Source organism: Nocardia carnea (genome assembly GCF_029869215.1).
GTDB classification, from domain to species: domain Bacteria; phylum Actinomycetota; class Actinomycetes; order Mycobacteriales; family Mycobacteriaceae; genus Nocardia; species Nocardia carnea_B.
Window position 1 is genome coordinate 1 of the sequence record NZ_JARWPM010000100.1, and the last position, 18,710, is coordinate 18,710.

The window sequence follows — 18,710 nt, forward strand, 5'->3', positions numbered from 1 at the left end:
GCCGGCGCGGTGGGCCTGGTGATCCTGTCCGCCCCCGCCTGGGTCGTGCTCGTCCTGGGCGGCGGGGCCCCCCCCCGCCCCCGCAGATCGACTCGAGCAACCTTTCCATCGTCCCCAGATTTCGCGGAGAGAGTGCGGGCCGGGAAGCGATCAGTCCGATCAAGTTGGGGTGCGCGGACAGCACCGACAGGAACGCGTGGGCGAACGCGCGCAGTGTTTCCTGCCAGGACGAGTAGTCCTGTGGGGGCGGCAGTTCGGCGACCAGCTGGTCGACCATCCCGTCCAGCAGCGCGTCCTTGTTCCGGACATGGTGGTAGAGAGTCATGGCCTCCACCCCGAGTTCGGCGGCGACCCGCCGCATCGTCAGCCCGTCGAGACACTCCCGGTCGGCCACGGCGATCGCGGCCCGCAGGATCGCTTCCCTGGTCAGTCCGGCCGCTTGTCCCCGGCTACGGTTCGCTGGCACAACCCTCCCTCTTGACGATTCTTATCAGGTAAGAATACGGTATCCACACAAACATACTTTGTAAGAATCCGTAGCGGCACACCGGAGGGAAACTCATGCTCGGTCGCTTCTTCGCAGCGTTCAAGCGTCGGCAATATCGCGGCGGCCGGCCGAGTCGCTGGGCACGGATCGAGAACCGGGTGTCCGCAATCGTCTTCGCGGCGGGTGTACTGCCCGACCGCGCGGCCACCCTCGAACTCCGTGGCCGGAAATCGGGCCGGCTGATTTCCTTTCCGATCGCCATCGCCGATCACGACGGTGAGCGGTATCTGGTCGCGATGCTCGGCGACCGGACGAACTGGGTGCGCAACGTACGAGCAGGTGACGGCCGGGCCGTATTGCGCCACGGACGTCGCGAGGAGATCCGGCTCATAGAGGAAACCACGGGCCGGCGCGCGGCGATCCTACGGCGTTTCCTGCAGGTGGCTCCGGGCGCGCGGCCGCATTTCCCGATAGATCGCCACGCCGGGCAGGCCGATTTCGAGCGAATCGCGGACCGCTACCCCGTCTTCCGCATCACCCCCGCGTAACAGCGGCACGCGCGATCGGTCAGCGCCGCACCGCGTTCGCCTGCGACACCCGCTGCAGCTTGTGCGGATTGCGGACGATGTAGAGCCCGGTGACGAGACCGTCGTCGATACGCATCGCCACGACATCGTCGATCTCGCCGCCGGAGCGCACGATCAGGGCCGGGGAACCGTTGATATCCACCGGCTCGGCGGTCAGGGTGTCACCGAAACGCGGCAGGCCACTCGCCAGCAGGCGGGCCACCGCGGCGGCCCCGGTGATCGGCCGCGGGGTCGCCGCCTTCACACCGCCACCGTCGCCCAGCAGGACCACGTCCGGTGCCAGCAGGTCGAGCAGGCCTTGCAGGTCCCCGGTTTCGATCGCGTGCCGGAAGGCAGCGAGCGCGTCCCGGGTTTCGGCCGGAGTGACGACGCCGCGCGGCCGCCGGGCGGCGACGTGGGTCCGCGCCCGATGGGCGATCTGGCGGACCGCGGCCGGGGTCTTGTCCACGGCTCCGGCGATCTCGTCGTAACCCAAGTCGAACACCTCACGCAGGACGAACACCGCACGTTCGGTGGGCGCGAGGGTTTCCAGGACCAGCAGCATCGCCATCGACATGTGGTCGGCCAGTTCGACGTCTTCGGCGATATCGGGTGCGGTCAGCAGCGGTTCCGGTAGCCACGGGCCGATATAGGACTCCCGGCGCCGGACAAGGGTACGCAACCGCGTCAGCGACTGACGGGTCGTGATCCGCACCAGATACGCCCGCGGGTCGCGCACGGTGCCGAGTTCCACCCCCACCCATTTCAGCCACGTCTCCTGCAGTACGTCCTCGGCATCGGCGGCCGAACCCAGCATTTCGTAGGCAACCGTGAAGAGCAGGTTGCGGTGGGCGACGAAAGCCTCGGTGGCCGCGTCGGTGTGTTCGCTCATCGGTGGCTCCTGTCCGGGTCCTCGGCTCTGCGGAACACATACGAGACGCCGGCCGGTCCCGGCCTGTGACAGCGACCGGCGGTGGTTCACGTCACACCGGCGTGCTGTCACAGCGACCGCGTCGCCGGCATCTTGTGGTCGTCGATGCACAGCAACCACAACGAAGGACACACCGTGAGCACTCCGCAGAACTCCATCGCACTCGTCACCGGCGCGAACAAAGGTATCGGCCGCGCGGCGGCCGAACTTCTCGCCGCACAAGGCAGCACCGTCCTGATCGGCGCCCGCGATCCCGAACGCGGCGAGGCCGCCGCCGCCGCGATCCGCGCATCAGGGGGTGACGCGCAGGCGGTTGTTCTGAACGTCACCGATCCGGCGACCATCCGGGCCGCCGCGGAACGGATCGCCGGCCGGTTCGGAAGTCTCGACATACTGATCAACAACGCCGGGATGACCAGCTATCAGCAGGTCGACCCCGACAAGGCTTTCGACCAGGTCCCCAGCACCGTGGATCTCGATATGGTCCGGGCGGTCTTCGAGACCAACGTCTTCGGTGTCATCGCGGTGACCAACGCGTTCCTCCCCCTGCTGCGGCGGTCACCGGCACCGCGCATCGTCAATGTGAGCAGTCATGCCGGCTCGCTGGCTCTCATCGGCGATCCCGACGGCCCCTTCGCCGGTCTGCTGCCCTCGGCAGCGTATTCACCGTCGAAGACGGCGCTCAACGCGCTGACCGTCAGCTACGCGAACGAGTTGCGCAAGGAAGGCATCCTGGTCAATGCCGTAGCACCCGGCTATGTCGACACCGACAGCAACAACCACACCGGATTCCTGACGCCCGCGCAGGGCGCCGCGGTGCTGGTTCGCCTGGCGACCCTGGGCGCCGACGGGCCGACCGGCGGATTCTTCGCCGAGGACGGTCCGCTGCCGTGGTGACGGTTAACGTGTTTCGTGCCAGCCGCAGGGCATTCCGCAGGTGATATGCGTTTCGCGGTCGGCCGTACCGTCGGCGAAGCTTCGCACGGTGGCCGATGCTTCGGCGGAGTAGCCGCAGCGGGGGCACACCGCGAAGTAGTCGAGTACCGGATACACCGTTACGAGCGCCGGGTCCGCGCGCCGGACCCGGTCCCCGGCCTCGCTCAGACCGGATCGAACGACGAGATCAGCCATGAGTCCCCTACCTTCGACAGCGTCACGCGGACGCTACTGGCCGCCAGTGCCGGATCGGGTTTCTCGGCGCTGGTGGTGGTCTGATTGATGAACAGCAGCGCGACCGCCGAATCCGGATGCATTTCCGCCACCGCCGAACGCACGATGGTCGCGGAGGTTTTCACCGATTTCTCCCTCGCGGCGGGCGCGATGACCTTTTCGGTGAACTGGGTGTAGTAGGTGAGGAAATCGCCGGTCATCCGGGATTTGGCGGTCGCGAAATCCCGGTCGAGGGTTTCCGGGGAGTACGACAGCAAGGCAACGGTGCCCTCGGTGGCGGCGGAGAGTACCTCGTTCTTCGCCGCGTCGCCGCGGGTATCGGGCCGGTACTGGAAGATCAGCAGCGAGCCGGCGACGGCCACCGCGACCACGGCCAGCAGGGTGAGCAGCAGCGGTTCCGGGGACTGCCGGACCGTACGGAAGAAGCTGGGCATACTCACGGCACGAACTCCACTTTCGACATCTTCAACTCCGAGCCCTCCCGGGTGACGGTGACGCTCAACCGCCACACCCGCGGCTCCTGCTGCGCTCCCGCGGAGTTGGTGACCCGGGAGACGGCCGACACCAGCACGACCGCCGACTCGCCGGTCATGGATTCGACAGCGGCGGCGGTGATCTCACCCTGCGTCGCGACCTCGGACTGCTCCACGACCTTGGTGAAATCCTGGGAGCGGGTCTGGAAATCCGTCCGGAAAGCGCCGGTCGAATGGTCCAGGACCCGTTGCACATCCTCGCCGGCCCGTCCGGAATCCAGGGTGGTGAGCGCGATAACGCCTTCCCGCGCGGCATTGAGGTATTCGTCCTCCCGCGCCTGGTCCGCGGTGATCTGATAGTGGTTCCACATCGAAAACCCGCCGGCCATCAGGCAGACGAGCACGATCACCGCAACCGCCAGCCGGGCCACTGTCCGGCGCCGCGGGCGCCGCACCGCGCCCTGTTTCACCCGCCGCACCGCGGCCGGGAACCGGCCGGCCACCGTACCCGTCGTCCGGTCGGTGCTGTCCCCGGCGGCTTCCGCCGAATCCATTCTCGCCGATCCGGGGCCACCCGCCGCCTCGGCGTCGGCCTCGGCAGCACTCTCCGGTTCGCCGCCTACGCGCGCAGCACCGCCCGCGTCATCGCTCTGCGGGCCGGCACCATCCCCACCGGACTGTCGCGGGCCGGCACCGTCCCCATCGGGGCTTCGCGCACCGGCGGCGTCCCCATCGGGGCTTCGCGCACCGGCGGCGTCCGCATCGGGGTCTTGCGCGGTGCTGCCCGCGCCGGCACTGTCCGCGCCGGTGCCCGCCAACAGCTCTACAGTCGCCGAAGAGCCCGCTGCGGTTGATGCCGTTCCGCCAGGCGCAGCCGCACCAGCTTCCGCGCCCGAGTCCGTTCCGCCGGATGCAGCCGGAGTTTCCGCACTCGAGGGGCAAACGCTATCCGCTTCCGTGATAGCGGCGCTCCCCGACGAGGCAACATCGCCGGCTGCGGATACCTCGCCCGCATCCGGTCCGCCGCGCCGCTCTCCGGCTTCCCGGCGTAGTTTCGCGGCCCGGGCCCGCGCCCGCGCCGCGGTCGCGGACGCCTGCGCCGCCAGCGCCTCGGCTTCCGCCGCCGCCGCTTCGGCGTCGGCTTGTTCGGCCGCCAGGATCAGCGGGTCGGTGGCGGTTTCGGGCATCTATCCCACCTCGATCAGTCGGTCTAGTCGCTTGCGGGCAGCGGTTTGGCTTCCTTGATGGTCAACGGGGTGTCGCCGACGCTCAGCGTGCCGGCGCCCGCCTTGGTCACCAGGACTTCTGCGCCTTGGTCGTCGACGTAGCGCTTACCGATCAGATTGCCGTCGGCGAAACCCTCCTGCGGGCTGCCGGCCGCCGCCGCGGGGCCGCCGTCGATGGGCACCATCGGCACACCACCGGCCCGCAGGTCGGCGAGGCTGTCGGCGGCCCGGACGATGATCACCTCGGTATTGCACACCTGACTCCGTAGCCGGGTACCGGTTTTCACCATGATTTCTTCCTTTCGAAGGCGGCGGCTACGCGCCGGCGGTTTCGCGGGTCAGTTCGGCGACCAGATCGCGCCGCAGAATTTTCCCGGTCGGGGTGGCGGGTAGTTCGGGCCGGAACACCACGCGATCGGGGGTCCGGGAACCGCGGAGTTCGGCACGGACATAAGCGCGCAGTTCTTCCGGATCGGGAGTGGTGCCGGGTTCGGCGGGGACCACGACCGCCACGATGATCTGTCCCCATTCGGCGTCCTCCACGCCGACCACCGCGCAATCGTGCACGGCGGGATGTTCCACCAGTACGTCCTCGATCTCGGCGGGCGCGATGTTCTCGCCGCCGCGGATGATGGTGTCGTCGCTGCGGCCGTGGATGAACAGGTAGCCGTCGGCGTCCAGGACCGCGAGGTCCTTGGTGGGGAACCAGCCCTCGGCATCGAGTACCGACCCGATCCCGGTGTAGCGCCCGGAGACCTGCGGGCCGCGGACGAACAGTTCCCCGGTCGCCCCGGCGGGCAGCACCGCTCCGCCCTCGTCGCGGATCTGCACCTCGATACCGGGTACCGGCTGCCCGACCGAGCCGAGCCGCCGGGCTACCTTCTCGTCGTCGGAGGCCAGGGCGGCGCGGTGGTCGTCAGGGCCGAGTACGGCGATGGTGGAACTGGTTTCGGTGAGCCCGTAGGCATTGACGAATCCCACGTCGGGCAGCAGTTCGAGCGCGGTGCGCACCAGCGGTAACGCGACTTTCGAGCCGCCGTAGGCCAGGGTGCGCAGGGTCGGCAACCGCGCGCCGCCGGCTTTCAGCGCACCGACGATCCGGTCCAGCATGGTGGGCACCACGGTCGCCGTGGTGACCCGTTCGGTCTCGACCAGCCGGATCCATTCGGCCGGGTCGAAACTACGCAGATACACCATCTTGCGCCCGGCGTAGAGGTTCGACAGCGCCGCGCCGACCCCCGCCACGTGGTAGGGCGGCACGCAGATCAGGGATACGTCGTCCTCGGCGGCGGAGGCGAATTCCACCGTGCCGGTGATGTAGCTGACCAGGTTGTTGTGCGAGAGTTCGACCGCTTTGGGCTGCGAGGTCGTGCCGGAGGTGAACAGGACGACCGCCGGCGAATCCGGATCAGGGTCCGCCGCGGCCGGTTCGGCGCAGCGGGCGGAGTCCAGGAATCGCGCCGAAGCCCAGAGCCGTTCGGCGGTCCCGGCCACCGCTTCGGCGTAGGACTCGTCGTGGATCACCAGCGGGGCGTCCAGCCGGTGCACAAGTTCGGCGAGTTTGTCGGCGCTGAGACGGTAGTTCAGCGGTGTGAACGGGACTCCGGCGCGGGCCGAGGCGAAAATCAGCAGCGGCAGCAGCGCCCCGCCCGTACCCACGTATGCGACACTGCGGGCGCCGGAGGCGGCGATCGCCCCCGCGCCCCCGTGGGCCAGGGTGTCCAACTCGGCGCCGGTCCACCGCTGTTCGCCGGATACGACGGCCACCCGGTCCGGGTTGCTCGACGCCGCCATATCCAGCAGTAGCGAAATACTCATACGACAACTTCCTGAACGCGCCGGCGCCACGATCCAGCGCCCAACCGGTGGTGATATCAGCATTCTCGGAAACCGAGAATAACATATCCGCTGGCCGGTGCGCCCGGGTCGACCAACCGGCCGGTCCGGGCGCTGGTCACGCCCGGGCGGCTCCGCCGAGCGCGCCGAACGCACACAGATTCCACACCTCGGCGGCCGTGATCGGATGACTGCCGTCGTCGGGCCGCGACCCCTGCGCCACGAACATCACCGTTTGCAGGGTCATCGCCGCCAACCGGCGCGGCCGCGCCCCCGCGCGCAGATACCCGGCGGCCTCGGCCGCGCTCACCAGATCGGCGAGCAGCTCGAACAGCGAGGCGTGCGCGACCTGGATCTCGATCGGATCCGACATCAGCAGTTGCGGCGCGAATTCGGTGAACAACGGACGGTGCGCCCCCGGGTCCGGCCGGCAGAATTCGAACAGCAACTCCACCGCGGTCCGCAGTTTGTCCAGTGAATCGGCGTCGTTTCCGGTGGCTTCCCGGATCTGCTCGGCAACCTTGGCGATGGCCTCTTCATAGAGGGCCAGCAGCAGTTCGTGCTTACCGTCGAACAGCAGATAGAAACTGCGCAGCGACTGCCCCGCCACATCGACCACTTCGTGCATGGTGAAATCGGTACTGCCGCGCTCGGTGATCAGCGCCCGCGCGGCGTCGAGGAACCGCTGCACCTGCGTGCTGCCGAACAGCTTGGTCGTGCGCACCGAGCGCGCATCGATCCGCTGCTGCAAGGTCAGCTCACTGCCGGCACTCCGCATGGTCGTACCTCCCATCGCCGTGTCCATCGGGCGGGACCCCACCGGAGTGCACCCTGCGCCGAGCCCGGTCACACGCCGATGGAAACTAGAATATCCCAATGAGAGAATGATATTCTCATATTCGGTCAAAGGAGGTACACAGTGCAGCTGACTTTCGACGCGGACGTGGAAAGGTTCCGCGCCGAGTTCATCGCGTTCCTCGACGAGCATCTGCCGCCCGAGGCGATCGCCACCGAGCGGCCGCGGTCGAGTTCGCATGTACCCGACTGGTCCCGCGCCTGGCAGAGCACCCAATTCGACCACGGCTGGCTGGTCCCGGGTTACCCGCCCGAGTTCGGCGGCCGCAACGCGACCGTTCTGCAGCAATACGTGCACCGGGAGGAACTGGGCCGCCGCAAGATCTACGAGAGCTGCAATCCGCAGGGCCAGGGCATCATCGCCGCCTCGCTGATCACCTTCGGCACCCCCGATCAGCAGCGCCGCTGGGCAGTGCCCATCCTGCGCGGCGAAATGCCCGCGGCACTCGGGATGAGCGAACCCGGCGCCGGTTCCGACCTGGCCGGCCTGCGTACCCGCGCCGTCCTCGACGGCGACCATTTCATCGTCAACGGCCAGAAGGTGTGGACCTCGGGCGCCCACGATTCCGATGTCATTCTCACCTTCGTCCGCACCGACCCGGACGCACCGAAGCACAAGGGGATCTCGGTACTGCTGATCCCCACCGATACCCCGGGAGTGCGCCGCCGGCCGTTCTCCTCGGCCTGCGCCGATGACGATCTGGACTTCAACGAGGTGTTCTTCGAAGACGCCCGGGTGCCGGTCGAGAACCTCGTCGGCGAACTGAACCGGGGCTGGACGGTGGCCACCGGCTCCCTCGGCCACGAACGCACCCTGCTGTGGATGAGTTTCGCGCAACGCCTACGCATGCTGGTCCAGGATTTCCGGCCGCGCACCGAACTCGATATGGACCGTTTCGCCACGGTGGTCATGGACCTGCAAGCCCTCGAGCTACTGGGTTCGACAGCCCTGGCCAGGGAAGCGCGCGGCGAATCGGATGTGGCCGCTTTGTCGGTGCTGAAGCTGCTGGGCTCGGAAAGCGTGCAACGCGGATTGGAGGCCGCCCTCGAGGCCGCCGGCGCCGACGGCCTCGAACACCCCGCGGTGACCTCCCGGCACAGTCTGCTCAATCTGGAGGACCACGCACCGAGCTGGTTCGAACGGTATCTGCGCAGTTTCTCCGGCACCATCGCCGGCGGCACCTCCGAGATCCAGCGCAATATCATCGCCCAGCGCATCCTCGGCCTCCCCCGGAGCTGAGCAGGCCTGCCCGGCCGCGTCGCCGGCTACCGCAACTGTTCGGTCAATCGCTCCAGATCGTCTCTGATCAGCCGCCCGTAATCGTCGTTGTCCAGCGCGCCGACGGAGGCCCGCGCCTGAGCCAGGTGTTCCCGGGCCCGGACGAGATCACCGAGCTTGCGGTAGCAGTCGCTCAGATTCAAGTGGAGCGACGGATACAGACCCGCCACAGACATGGCCACCCCGGCCTGCGCCAGTTGCGCATCGGTCACCAGGCCGACGGCCGCCAGCGCTCGCTGGTCCCAGACCAGCTCCGCCTCGACGTCGTCCTGTGCGTCGGCCATGGTGTGCGCGAGCGTGCAGCGGTGCAGCGGATCACCGGCCTCGCCGCCGATCTCCTCCCATATCCCGGCGAGCATCGAACGTGCCGCTTCGCGTTGCCCACCGTGATTGAGCTGTGCTGCCTCGCCGATGCGCAGGAGCGTCGGGTCCGTGATCATCGGCGATTCCTCCCATCGGCCCGCAGAATATGCGGCGATCGACACGATACCGTGTCGCACCAACTCCGTTGGCGCACGAACAATTCCGCGGCAAGGAGTCCGAGGGCCGCCGTACCGGGCGAACGTGTCGCCCCGGCGGCACTGTCTACACAGCATTCGCGACCGCCATCAGTGCGGGAGCATGTCCTCCCAGCTGCCGTGGGTGTCGGCGACCAGGTCGGTTTGCCGGTAGAGCTGACCATCGGGGCCGAGGTATTCACCGGTGTCCGGGTCGTACTGGGTGTAAGCGATCGCGGGCGCGACTGCCGGAGCCGGTGCGGTCGCGGCAGCCGGGGCGTTCCCGGGCGGCGCGTTGCCGGGCGGCGGGTCGAAACGCGAATCCGGCGGGATCCCCTGGCCTTCCAGTTCGGGGTCGCGTGGGTAGGGGCCGAGCACCGGCTGCTCCGGCGCGACCGGTACGAACTCCTGATCGCTGTTGCAGAGGGCGGCCGTCGGAGCGCGTTTGGCGGGATTGTTCGCGCACGGGATATTGCGCGCACCTCGGACCGCCACCGGATGGTCCTGCGGCAGTTTGCAATACAGGTTGTCCGGAGTGTCGATGGTGGTGGTGTCCTGCGGGGATCGCCATTCCGAAGGCGGTAGGAAGCCGAGTGTGCAGGCGGGCGGGTCGGATACACCGCTGACCCGGAAATCGCCGATACCCAGGCCGGACGCGTTCTTGGTCGGCTGGACGGCCTGGACCAGCGAGACCACCGGCGGGAGCAGTACCAGCAACTGTTCGAGGCCCGCGTTGTAGGTGACCGCGAGCTGACCGACCGAGGTCAGATTCGACAACAGCACCGGCAGAGTGAGATCCACCGAATCCAGCAGTCCGGCCACCTCGTCGGCGAAGCCCGGACCCGCATGCAGTACCTGGCGGATCTGCGGATCGTTCGCCACGAGCTGCCCTGTCACGTCCGCGGTGGCCCGGGTCCAGATACGGATCGCGTCGGCCGTCTGCACCTGTGAGTCCAGTAGCGGTTGCGCGTCCTGGACCAGGGTGCGGGTGGCGTCGCCGACCCCGTTCATATCGGCGGTCAGTTTCTCGGCCGAGGTGAGCAGCGAATCCAGGTCGTAGCCCGCCCCGTTGACCCCGGCGAACATCTCGTCGAGCAGCCGGCGCAGATCATCCTTGGGGATGGTGTCCACCAGGGCGCTGAGTTTGTCCAGCATCGGGCCGACAGGTTGCGGTACCGCGGTGTCCCGGCGTTCGATGGTGGCCCCGTCGTACAGATACGGCGGGGAATCGGTACGCGGCAGCAGGTCGACGTACTGTTCACCGACCGCGGACACACTGCGCACCTCGGCGGTGAGGTCGGCCGGGATCCGGTATGAGCCGTCGATGGCCAGCCGCGCGCGTACCCCGTCGCCGCTCAACTCCACCGAGGTGACCCTGCCGACCCGGATCCCGCGGTAGGTGACGTTGCCGAACCGGTACAGGCCGCCGGCTTCCGGGAGTTCCACGGTCACCCCGATGGTGCCGATACCGGCGAGCGTCGGCAGTCGCATGTACACCGCCGACATCACGACCAGCCCGATCACCGCGAGCACACCGAAGATGATCAGCTGGGCTTTGACGAAACGCGAGAGCAGCATCAGCCGCCTCCGATCCCGGGTATCTGGGGAAGCTGGATCTGCGGCAGCGGGAACGGCAGACCGGGCACGGGGGCAGGCGCCGGTGGCGAGGCGGGGGCAGGCGCCGGAGGCGGTGGCGGGGCGGGAGCCGGCGCGGGCGCCGCGACCGGCGGCGGGGTCACCCCGAACCCGAGTGGATTCTTCGTCTGCTCGGCATAACCCGGATCACCGACGGCGGCCTGGATCACCGCGGTCGGATCTCCCCAGGGTGTGCCCAGCAGCAGTTCCCGGCGCAGCCGCGGAATGGTGAGGTCGACGGTGGCGAACAGGTTGATGAAATCGCCGCGGACGCCGTTGTCGACCAGGTACTGCCCGTACGGGAATACGGTCGCGAACTGGATCGCGGAGTTGATATCCGGACCCACATCGGCCAGCGCCCGCAACGTCGGTTCGAGGTTGCGCAGATTGGTGAGCAGATCGTCGTGCACCGTGGTCAGGACACCATTGGTGGTGTCGCTGAAGGTACGCAGCCGGTCCAGTGCGGTCACCAGATCCGGGCGTTCGGCGATGAGCACGTCCAGTGCGGGGGGAATTCGCTGTAGCGCCGCGGTGAGCACATCACGCTGCGCGGCGAACGTGCCGCCGAGCCGGTTCAGGTTGTCGATGGTGGCGACGATATCGGCGCGCTGGGCGTCGAGCGTTCCGAGGAAGACGTCGAGGCGGTCCAGGAGCGCCCGGATATTCGTCTCCCGCCCCTCGAACGCGGCGCTGAGGCTGCCGACGATATCGCCGATCTGTCCCAGGCCACCACCGTTGACCACCACCGACAGCGAGGCCAGCGTCTGTTCGGTCGACGGGTAGGTGCCGGTCTCGTCCAGTGCGATCCGCGACCCCGGCGCGAGTTGTCCCTGCGGCGCCTGCCCGGGAGGCGGGCCGAGCGCCAGATGCATCGACCCGAGCAGACTGGTCTGTCCCACTCGGGCCTGCGCGTTCGCCGGCACCACCTGGCCGGGCTGGATGGACACCTCCACCAACGCGTGCCAGTTCTCCACCGTGATATCGCCGATGCTGCCGACCACCACATCGTCGATCAGTACCGGCGAATTCGGCGTCAGTGTGCCGACATCGGCCATTTCCACGTACAGCACGGTGGCCTCGGCGCCGCGGCCGGTGGCGCCCGGCAAGGGCAGCGAATTGACGCCGTCCCAGTTACAGCCGGTCGCGGTCAGCGCGACGCATACGCAGGCGAGTACCGCAGTGCGAATATTGCTGCCTTTACGCGGTTTTGTCATCGGTACTCACCGCCCGCCGGGGAAAAGGATGTCGGCCAGGTTCGGCACCGGCGGTGCCGGTGGTGGTGCCGGCGCGGGCGGGTTCACCGCCTGCGGAACCAGATGGGGTTCGCTGTAGATGATGTTGTCCGGATTCGCCGAGGGCCCCAGGGCCGGGTTCACCGGCACCGGCAGGTAGTTGAAGTTGAGCAGTCCGAGCACCGGGCCGAGATAGTCACGGCATTTGCGCGCCGCCTCCTCGGCCCCGATGTTCTCCACGCTGGCGATACCGCCGCAGACGAATTCGATCGGGTTGGAGAAGTTGTTCAGCACGAAAACCCCCGCTTCGGTGCCGGTATCGGGGTTGTAGATGTTGTAGAAGTTGGCCAGGCTGGTGGGGAAGATATGCAGCAACTCCTCGAGCTCGCCGCGGTTGTCCACCAGGTTCTGGGTGACGTCGGCCAGCCGGCCTACCTGCTCACCGGCCTTGTCCCGGTTCTCCGCCACGAACCGCTGCACCTCACCCACCGCGATGGACAAATTGGTCAATGCCGCGTCGAGATCGGAGCGGCTGTCGGACAGCACACTGGTGAGGGTCGCCAGGCGGTTCTGGAACTGCACGATCTGTACGTTGCTGTCGCGCAGTGCGGTGACGAAGGTCTGCAGGTTCGTGATGGTGGCGGCGATATCGCCGCTACCGTCGGCCAGTATCCGCCCGACCCCGGACAACTCCGACAGCACCTGCCGCAGTTTGTCCCCGTTTCCGGCAAGGGCGTTCGCCGCGCTGTCGATGAAGCGCCCCGCGGGCCCGGAGGCCTGGTTCCCGTCGGGCCCGAGTTCGGTGGCCAGCCGGGTGAGCTGTGTTTTGATCTGATCCCATTCGACCGGGATCGCCGTGCGCTCCAGCGGGATCACCGTATCGTCGGCCATGGTCGGGCCTTCCCCGCGGTAGGCGGGAGTGAGCTGCACGTAACGGGAGTCGACCAGACTCTGGGCGACGATCACCGCACCCGCATCGGCCGGAATATCGACCTCGCGGTCGACGTGCATCGTCATTTCCACGGTGGCGCCGCGGGGTTCGATGGCGGCGATGGTGCCGACCTTCACCCCGGATACCCGCACATCGTCGCCGGGGTAGATCGCGGTGGCGGTGGTGAAGATCGCGCGCACCGTATTCGGCGCGAACAGCGCGCGGTTCACCACCGCGAATGCCGCGACCACGACGGCCACCACCGAGGCGCCTACCGCCACGCGGATGATCAGGTTCCGGTTCATCGTGGTGCCCCCGGTTGCGGTACGGGTTGTGGTTGCGGGACCGAGCCGCCGAACGCCGCGTCGACGAACGGCCGGATCCATTGGGCCGGAATCAGGTTGGCGACATAGGCGTTGTAGAACGGCCCGCCCGACACCGCTTCGCCCTGGGTGAGCGAGGCCTTCGCCAGGCCGGGGATCGCTTCGGCGATATTGTCCCGGTTACGTTGCAGCAGTTCGGTGACCGAGTTCAACCGGTCCAGTGCGGGCCCGAGTTCGGCCTCGTTGTCGGCCACCAGCTGGGTGAGCTGGTCGGCGACGGCCGCCGTATTGGCCAGTAGGGTGGCGATCGCCTGCCGGCGTTCGTCGAGCACCCCGACCAGGGTGTTCGCGTTGAGCAGCATGGTATTCAACTGTTCGCTGCGATCGGCGAGGATACCGGTGACCTGCTGGGTCGCGGTGAGCAGATCGCCGAGCGCGGTATTGCGGCTGTTGATGGATTTCGACAGTTCCGACAGGCCGTCGAAGGCGGGTCCCAGTTGCGGGGCGATCGAATCCAGCGTGGACGAGAGCAGATCCAGCGAGCTGTTCAGCGCGTCGGTGTCCATGGCCGCGCTGGTGTCGGTGAGGTCGCCGAGTGCGTCGGTCAGCGAATACGGCGAGGAGGTGCGTTCGACCGGGATGACATCCAGCGGACGCAGCCGCTCGTCACCGTGCGACACCAGGGTCATGATCCGTTTACCCAGCAACGAACCGGTTTTGATCTGCGCGGTACTGGACGCGCCCAGCGTGACCCGGTCGCCGACGGTGAATACGACCAGTGCCCGGCCGCGTTCGAGGCGCACCTCGGTGACCGTCCCGACCTCGAAACCCGACACCATCACCTCGTCACCGGCCTCCAGCCCGCCGGCCTCCTCGAACACCGCCTGGTAGCGGACGGTCGTGCCCCAGGCGATCACCTGCTGCGATTGCAGGCCCAGCGAGATCACGCAGAGGATGAGCACGATCCCGACCAGGCCGTGCCGCAGCAGATGTTTTCCGCGGTATCGAAACATCTCAGGGAGCGCACCTTCCATCGGTCTGTACGGCGGCGGGGATCTCCACGACCTGCCCGGACAGGTCGTTGACCCGGATCGTCAGATCGCACAGGTAGTACTGGATGAAATTGCCGTAGGCCCCGGTGCGCACCAGTTTCCGGAAGTTCTCCGGAGCTTTCTGCAGCGCGGTATCGAGCGTCGCTTTGTCGCCGTCGATATTCGCGGCCAGCTGGTTGACCTGGTCGATTGCGCCGGCCAGGCCGGGCCGGCCCTGGGTCAGCAGATCGGCGACGGTGGCCGTACCGGCTTCCAGCGAATCGATCGCGGCGGCGATGGGGTCGCGTTCGTTGCCGAGCTGGGTGATGAGTTGTTCGAGCCGGTCCACCAGGCCGGAGAACTGCCCGCCCTCGTTCGCCAGCGTGGTCATCACCGTGTTCAGATTGTCGATCAGCTGCTCGACGATCTCGTTGTTGTCGGCCAGCGCGGCGGAGAAGGAGGCGGTCCGGCCGAGCAGCGAATTCACGGTGCCCTCCTTACCCTGCACGATCTCCAGCAACGACCAGGTCAGGGCGTTCACATCCCGGGCGTTCAAACCCTGGATCACCGGTTTGAGCCCACCCAGCAACAGATCCAGATCCAGCGCGCCGGTGGTGTTCTCGATCGGCAGTTGCCCGCCCGCGGGCAGTGTGTCGCCGGGACGGTCGGTGATTTCCAGGTAGCGGTCGCCGACGAGATTCAGGTAGCGCACCGCGACCTCGGTGCCGGTGGTCAGCGCCAGCGAGCGATCGGCGTCGAACTCCACCCGCACGCGGTGATCGTCGCGCAGTGCGACCCCGCGCACCGAACCCACCACGACCCCGGCCACCCGCACCGTATCCCCCGTGCGCAGCCCGGACGAATCGGCGAAGACCGCCGAGTACTCGGTGGTCGAACCGCTGCGGTACTCGCCGAAAACGATGATCAAGCAGGCCGAGAGCACCACCATCACCGCAGCGAATATTCCGAATTTCAGCAGTGGCGTATTGCGATTGCTCATCGCGGCGCTCCTTTCCCCGCGGCGGCGGGCCCGAAGAGCGCCTCGGCCAGTGAGGTGGTGTTCAGGGACAGGTTCGGACGGAACGGTCCCGCGTGCGGGTTGGCGCCCACATCGGTGACCACGAACGGCGGGAAATCCTCGTACGCCACCGGCAGCATCGAACACTGCGGTCCGCCCGACGCCGCGACCTTCGGCAGATGCTCCGGATAGCGGTAGGGCTCGACACCCCACAAGAAGTTCGCCGACAACCCGATACCCGGCACTTGCACCGGTTTCACCGAAGCCAGATAGCCGAGCCCGTCCAGGGCGCAGGTCAGCGCGGTGCGATAGCGGTTGGTGAGGTCGAGGGTCGGTACGAGGACGTCCATGGAGCTCACCAGGCCGGGCCCGTTCTCCCCCACGACCCGGTTCCCGGTATCGGCGAGACCGATGAGACTCATCAACAGCACATCGAGCTGCTGCTGTTCCTCCACAATGGTCCGGCTGAGCTGGGTCGCGTTGCCCACCGTTTCCACCAGGGCCGGTGCGGCATCCGCGTAGGCACCGGTGACCTGCGGGGCCATCGCGAGATCGGCGCGCAACGCGGGCAGTCCGGGTTCGACTTTCGCCAGGAACGATTCCAGGTCGACCATCATCTGGCCCACCCGGTCACCGCGCCCGCGCATCGCCTCGGCCAAGGCGCCCAGGGTTTCGTTCAACTTCTCCGGCTGGATCTGCCCCAGTACCTGGGTGAGCTGTTCGAACACCGTGTTGATCTCGACCGTCACGTGGCCGGCGTCGAATACCTGCCCCGGTTCGAGGTGGCCGGACGAGGGTCGCGCGGGCGGCACCAACTGGATGTACTTCGCGCCGAACACAGTGGTGGAAGCGATATCCACGGTGACATCGCCGGGTATCCGGGTGAGGTTGCCGCGGTCGATGGCCAATTCGATCTCCGCGGTGCCATCCGCCCGTTCGACAATGGAATCCACCGCGCCGACGGTCACGCCGCGCAGTTTGACCTCGGCATCGGGGTACATCACCAGTCCGGCCCGCGGCGCGTGCACTGTCACCGTGACGGTGTCGGCGAAACCACCCTGGAACAGGGTCACCGCGAGGACCACGATCGCGGTGCCCGCCGCGAGCGCGGCGAGGCCCGCGGCCGGCCGGCCCACGGCGGCCAGCGCCCGCAACCGGTCCCGCCGGCGCCGCCGCCGGTCCGCGGTGACGTCCGGTCGCCCGTCCGGCGGTGGGGCATCGGCCCGCCGGTGCTGTGTTTCGTTTCCCACCAGCGCCATCCCTACCCCGACAGCTCGAAGTTTCCGTTGGACCCGTATACGGCCAGGGAGACCAGCAGGGTTACCGAGACCACCGCGATGAGCGAGGTCCGCACCGCATTACCCACGGCCGTGCCCACGCCGGACGGGCCGCCGGCGGCGAAGAACCCGAAATAGGTGTGGATCAGCAAGATCGTGATCGCCATGAGAATTGCCTGCAGGAACGACCAGAGCAGGTCGATCGGGTTCAGGAACGTGGCGAAATAGTGGTCGTACAGACCGGAGGACTGGCCCAGGATCACCACCGTGGTGAACCGGCTGGCGAGGAAGGACGCGATCACCGCGATGGCGTACAGCGGGGTGATCGCGATCATCCCGGCCATGATCCGGGTGCCGACCAGGTAGGAGATCGGCTCGATCGCAATGGATTCCAAGGCGTCGATCTCCTCGTTGATCCGCATGGCACCCAGTTGCGCGGTGACGCCGGCCCCGAACGTGGCCGCCAGGCCGATACCTGCCACCACCGGCGCGGAGATCCGGACGTTGATGAACGCCGAGAGGAATCCGGTCAGTGCCTCGATGCCGATATCGCCGAGGGAGCTGTAGCCCTGGACTGCGAGTGTGCCGCCGGTGGCCAGCGTCAGGAAGCTGACGATCACCACCGTGCCGCCGAACGCGGCCAACGTGCCGGCGCCCATACTGATCTCCGCGATCAACCGGATCGTCTCGCGTTTGTAGCGCCAGGCCGCCATCGGCGCGAACGCCAGCGCCTTCACGTAGAAGATCGCATGATCACCGACCCGGCCGAGTACATCCACCGGTTTGCGCAGCCGGCGGACCATCGCCGGGTACCGCGCGGTGAGCACCTCGGATGCTGTCATCGGATTCCTCCCCTCATCCGGTCGTCAACTGGATACCGATCGCCGTGACCATCACATTGATGACGAACAGCGACATGAACGCATAGACCACGGTCTCGTTGACCGCGTTACCCACCGCTTTCGCGCCGCCGGTGACGATCAGCCCGCGGTAGCAGGCGACGATCCCGGCGACCAGGCCGAACAGCAGGGCTTTCACCGAGGAGATGATCACCTCGTTGATCCCGGTGAGCAGGGTGATCCCGGCGACGAAGGCACCCGGATTGACGTCTTGCACGTAGACGGAGAACACGTAGCCGCCGAGCACGCCGATGATGCAGACCAGGTTGTTCAGCAGCAGCGCGACCAGACCGGAGGCCAGCATGCGCGGTGTGACCAGCCGCTGCACCGGGTCGATACCGAGCACCTCCATGGCCGCGATCTCCTCGCGGATCGTCCGCGACCCCAGATCGGCGCACATCGCGGTGGCGCCGGAGCCGGCGACGATCAGTACCGTGACCATCGGCCCGACCTGGGTCACGGCGCCGAATGCCGCGCCGGCCCCGGACAGATCGGCGGCACCGAGTTCGCGCAGCAGGATATTGAGCGTGAAGCTCACCAGCACGGTGAACGGAATCGCCACCAGCAGGGTCGGTACCAGCGATACCCGCACGATGAACCAGGACTGTTCCAGGAATTCGCGGGTCTGGAACGGGCGGCGGAAGGCGAATTTCACCGCGTCGGCGGTCATGGCGAACAAGCCGCCTATTGTCTGCAGTGGTCCCTCGACGCGGTCTCGGAGCCGGGTCAGATACGGCGTGCGGGTGGTCATAGCCACCTCGGCGCATCGGGTTCGGGGGCCGCCGTGCCGATCGGGCGCTGCCCGGGAAGGCCGGGTGCGCGCCCGGGCAAGGAGGATTTCGGCATCGAAGTGCTCCTGTCGAACGATCGACGGCTCGGTGGGATTCGCCGGCGCGCGATCCCACCGAGACGGGGGGGGGGGGGAACGAGCCCCGGGGTGGGGGGGGGGGCGGCGGGGGGGGGGGGGGGGGGGGGGGCGGGGGGGGGGGGGGGGCCGCCGGCGGCGCGGGGGCCGCGAGAGGGGAGGAGTGGTAGTAATAAGTT

General features: G+C 67.7%; 19 protein-coding genes and 1 pseudogene. 3 read left to right on the plus strand and 17 right to left on the minus strand.

Annotated elements, in window-relative coordinates; genetic code table 11:
- Positions 1-466 (minus strand): TetR/AcrR family transcriptional regulator (locus QH276_RS05600; protein ID WP_280406653.1); only part of this gene is annotated, 466 nt, incomplete at its 3' end.
- 179 nt (positions 467-645) lie between these two features.
- Here QH276_RS05600 and QH276_RS05605 point away from each other — a divergent pair.
- Entirely contained in the window at positions 646-1,035 is a 390-nt protein-coding gene (locus QH276_RS05605; RefSeq protein WP_280399717.1) for a nitroreductase/quinone reductase family protein, read from the plus strand.
- A gap of 19 nt (positions 1,036-1,054) precedes the next feature.
- Here QH276_RS05605 and QH276_RS05610 read toward each other — a convergent pair whose 3' ends face one another.
- Entirely contained in the window at positions 1,055-1,945 is an 891-nt protein-coding gene (locus QH276_RS05610) for an RNA polymerase sigma-70 factor (protein ID WP_280399716.1), read from the minus strand.
- 174 nt (positions 1,946-2,119) lie between these two features.
- Between QH276_RS05610 and QH276_RS05615 the strand changes: the two genes are divergently transcribed.
- Positions 2,120-2,881, plus strand: coding sequence for an SDR family oxidoreductase (locus tag QH276_RS05615; protein ID WP_280399715.1), 762 nt, complete (start codon positions 2,120-2,122; stop codon positions 2,879-2,881).
- Positions 2,882-2,884: 3 nt separating this feature from the next.
- Here the strand turns inward: QH276_RS05615 and QH276_RS05620 are convergent, their stop codons facing one another.
- The 6 genes and pseudogenes from QH276_RS05620 to QH276_RS05645 form a co-directional block, all read right to left on the minus strand.
- On the minus strand, positions 2,885-3,115 hold the full coding sequence (locus QH276_RS05620; protein WP_280399714.1) for a hypothetical protein: 231 nt from the start codon (positions 3,113-3,115) through the stop codon (positions 2,885-2,887).
- Positions 3,085-3,588 carry a twin-arginine translocation pathway signal gene (locus QH276_RS05625; protein ID WP_280399721.1) on the minus strand — a complete coding sequence of 168 codons (504 nt, stop codon included), beginning with the start codon at positions 3,586-3,588 and terminating at the stop codon, positions 3,085-3,087. Before QH276_RS05625 ends, QH276_RS05620 begins: the two co-directional genes overlap by 31 nt.
- A 2-nt stretch (positions 3,589-3,590) precedes the next feature.
- A pseudogene (locus tag QH276_RS35500) lies at positions 3,591-3,938 on the minus strand (hypothetical protein); the annotation flags it as partial.
- 899 nt (positions 3,939-4,837) lie between these two features.
- Positions 4,838-5,143, minus strand: coding sequence for a hypothetical protein (locus QH276_RS05635; RefSeq protein WP_280399712.1), 306 nt, complete (start codon positions 5,141-5,143; stop codon positions 4,838-4,840).
- A gap of 25 nt (positions 5,144-5,168) precedes the next feature.
- A complete protein-coding gene (locus tag QH276_RS05640) occupies positions 5,169-6,671 on the minus strand; it encodes a class I adenylate-forming enzyme family protein (RefSeq protein ID WP_280399711.1) in 1,503 nt (500 codons plus the stop codon).
- Between the two features lie 136 nt (positions 6,672-6,807).
- Positions 6,808-7,467 carry a TetR/AcrR family transcriptional regulator gene (locus tag QH276_RS05645; protein ID WP_280399710.1) on the minus strand — a complete coding sequence of 220 codons (660 nt, stop codon included), beginning with the start codon at positions 7,465-7,467 and terminating at the stop codon, positions 6,808-6,810.
- A gap of 141 nt (positions 7,468-7,608) precedes the next feature.
- Here QH276_RS05645 and QH276_RS05650 point away from each other — a divergent pair, with 141 nt between their 5' ends.
- Positions 7,609-8,784, plus strand: a complete 1,176-nt coding sequence (locus QH276_RS05650; RefSeq protein ID WP_280399709.1) for an acyl-CoA dehydrogenase family protein — start codon at positions 7,609-7,611, stop codon at positions 8,782-8,784.
- 26 nt (positions 8,785-8,810) lie between these two features.
- On the opposite strand, the gene QH276_RS05655 is transcribed toward QH276_RS05650, so the two are convergent.
- From QH276_RS05655 to QH276_RS05695, 9 genes are all read right to left on the minus strand, one after another.
- Positions 8,811-9,263 (minus strand): hypothetical protein, encoded by a 453-nt coding sequence (locus QH276_RS05655; RefSeq protein WP_280399708.1) that lies wholly within the window; start codon positions 9,261-9,263, stop codon positions 8,811-8,813.
- Positions 9,264-9,431: 168 nt separating this feature from the next.
- Positions 9,432-10,895: an MlaD family protein gene (locus QH276_RS05660; protein ID WP_280399720.1), complete on the minus strand. Its 1,464-nt coding sequence runs from the start codon at positions 10,893-10,895 to the stop codon at positions 9,432-9,434.
- A 2-nt stretch (positions 10,896-10,897) separates the two neighbouring features.
- A complete protein-coding gene (locus QH276_RS05665) occupies positions 10,898-12,169 on the minus strand; it encodes an MCE family protein (protein WP_280399707.1) in 1,272 nt (423 codons plus the stop codon).
- Positions 12,170-12,175: 6 nt separating this feature from the next.
- Positions 12,176-13,423 carry an MCE family protein gene (locus tag QH276_RS05670; RefSeq protein ID WP_280399706.1) on the minus strand — a complete coding sequence of 416 codons (1,248 nt, stop codon included), beginning with the start codon at positions 13,421-13,423 and terminating at the stop codon, positions 12,176-12,178.
- Complete coding sequence (locus QH276_RS05675; RefSeq protein ID WP_280399705.1) at positions 13,420-14,454, minus strand: MCE family protein; 1,035 nt, start codon at positions 14,452-14,454, stop codon at positions 13,420-13,422. The genes QH276_RS05670 and QH276_RS05675 overlap by 4 nt, the downstream gene beginning before the upstream one ends.
- A 1-nt stretch (position 14,455) precedes the next feature.
- Entirely contained in the window at positions 14,456-15,472 is a 1,017-nt protein-coding gene (locus tag QH276_RS05680; protein WP_280399704.1) for an MCE family protein, read from the minus strand.
- Positions 15,469-16,740 carry an MCE family protein gene (locus tag QH276_RS05685; RefSeq protein WP_348536949.1) on the minus strand — a complete coding sequence of 424 codons (1,272 nt, stop codon included), beginning with the start codon at positions 16,738-16,740 and terminating at the stop codon, positions 15,469-15,471. The genes QH276_RS05680 and QH276_RS05685 overlap by 4 nt, the downstream gene beginning before the upstream one ends.
- An 11-nt stretch (positions 16,741-16,751) precedes the next feature.
- Complete coding sequence (locus QH276_RS05690; RefSeq protein ID WP_280400149.1) at positions 16,752-17,609, minus strand: MlaE family ABC transporter permease; 858 nt, start codon at positions 17,607-17,609, stop codon at positions 16,752-16,754.
- A 13-nt stretch (positions 17,610-17,622) separates the two neighbouring features.
- Positions 17,623-18,417 carry an MlaE family ABC transporter permease gene (locus tag QH276_RS05695; RefSeq protein ID WP_280400148.1) on the minus strand — a complete coding sequence of 265 codons (795 nt, stop codon included), beginning with the start codon at positions 18,415-18,417 and terminating at the stop codon, positions 17,623-17,625.
- Between the last annotated feature and the right edge of the window lie 293 nt (positions 18,418-18,710).

Excerpts from the sequence above, each read along its gene's own strand:
- QH276_RS05610 (WP_280399716.1), bottom strand. The coding sequence starts at position 1,945 with ATGAGCGAACACACCGACGCGGCCACCGAGGCTTTCGTCGCCCACCGC.
- QH276_RS05620 (WP_280399714.1), bottom strand. The coding sequence starts at position 3,115 with ATGGCTGATCTCGTCGTTCGATCCGGTCTGAGCGAGGCCGGGGACCGG.
- QH276_RS05625 (WP_280399721.1), bottom strand. The coding sequence starts at position 3,588 with ATGCCCAGCTTCTTCCGTACGGTCCGGCAGTCCCCGGAACCGCTGCTG.
- QH276_RS05635 (WP_280399712.1), bottom strand. The coding sequence starts at position 5,143 with ATGGTGAAAACCGGTACCCGGCTACGGAGTCAGGTGTGCAATACCGAG.
- QH276_RS05640 (WP_280399711.1), bottom strand. The coding sequence starts at position 6,671 with ATGAGTATTTCGCTACTGCTGGATATGGCGGCGTCGAGCAACCCGGAC.
- QH276_RS05645 (WP_280399710.1), bottom strand. The coding sequence starts at position 7,467 with ATGCGGAGTGCCGGCAGTGAGCTGACCTTGCAGCAGCGGATCGATGCG.
- QH276_RS05655 (WP_280399708.1), bottom strand. The coding sequence starts at position 9,263 with ATGATCACGGACCCGACGCTCCTGCGCATCGGCGAGGCAGCACAGCTC.
- QH276_RS05665 (WP_280399707.1), bottom strand. The coding sequence starts at position 12,169 with ATGACAAAACCGCGTAAAGGCAGCAATATTCGCACTGCGGTACTCGCC.
- QH276_RS05670 (WP_280399706.1), bottom strand. The coding sequence starts at position 13,423 with ATGAACCGGAACCTGATCATCCGCGTGGCGGTAGGCGCCTCGGTGGTG.
- QH276_RS05675 (WP_280399705.1), bottom strand. The coding sequence starts at position 14,454 with ATGTTTCGATACCGCGGAAAACATCTGCTGCGGCACGGCCTGGTCGGG.
- QH276_RS05680 (WP_280399704.1), bottom strand. The coding sequence starts at position 15,472 with ATGAGCAATCGCAATACGCCACTGCTGAAATTCGGAATATTCGCTGCG.
- QH276_RS05690 (WP_280400149.1), bottom strand. The coding sequence starts at position 17,609 with ATGACAGCATCCGAGGTGCTCACCGCGCGGTACCCGGCGATGGTCCGC.
- QH276_RS05695 (WP_280400148.1), bottom strand. The coding sequence starts at position 18,417 with ATGACCACCCGCACGCCGTATCTGACCCGGCTCCGAGACCGCGTCGAG.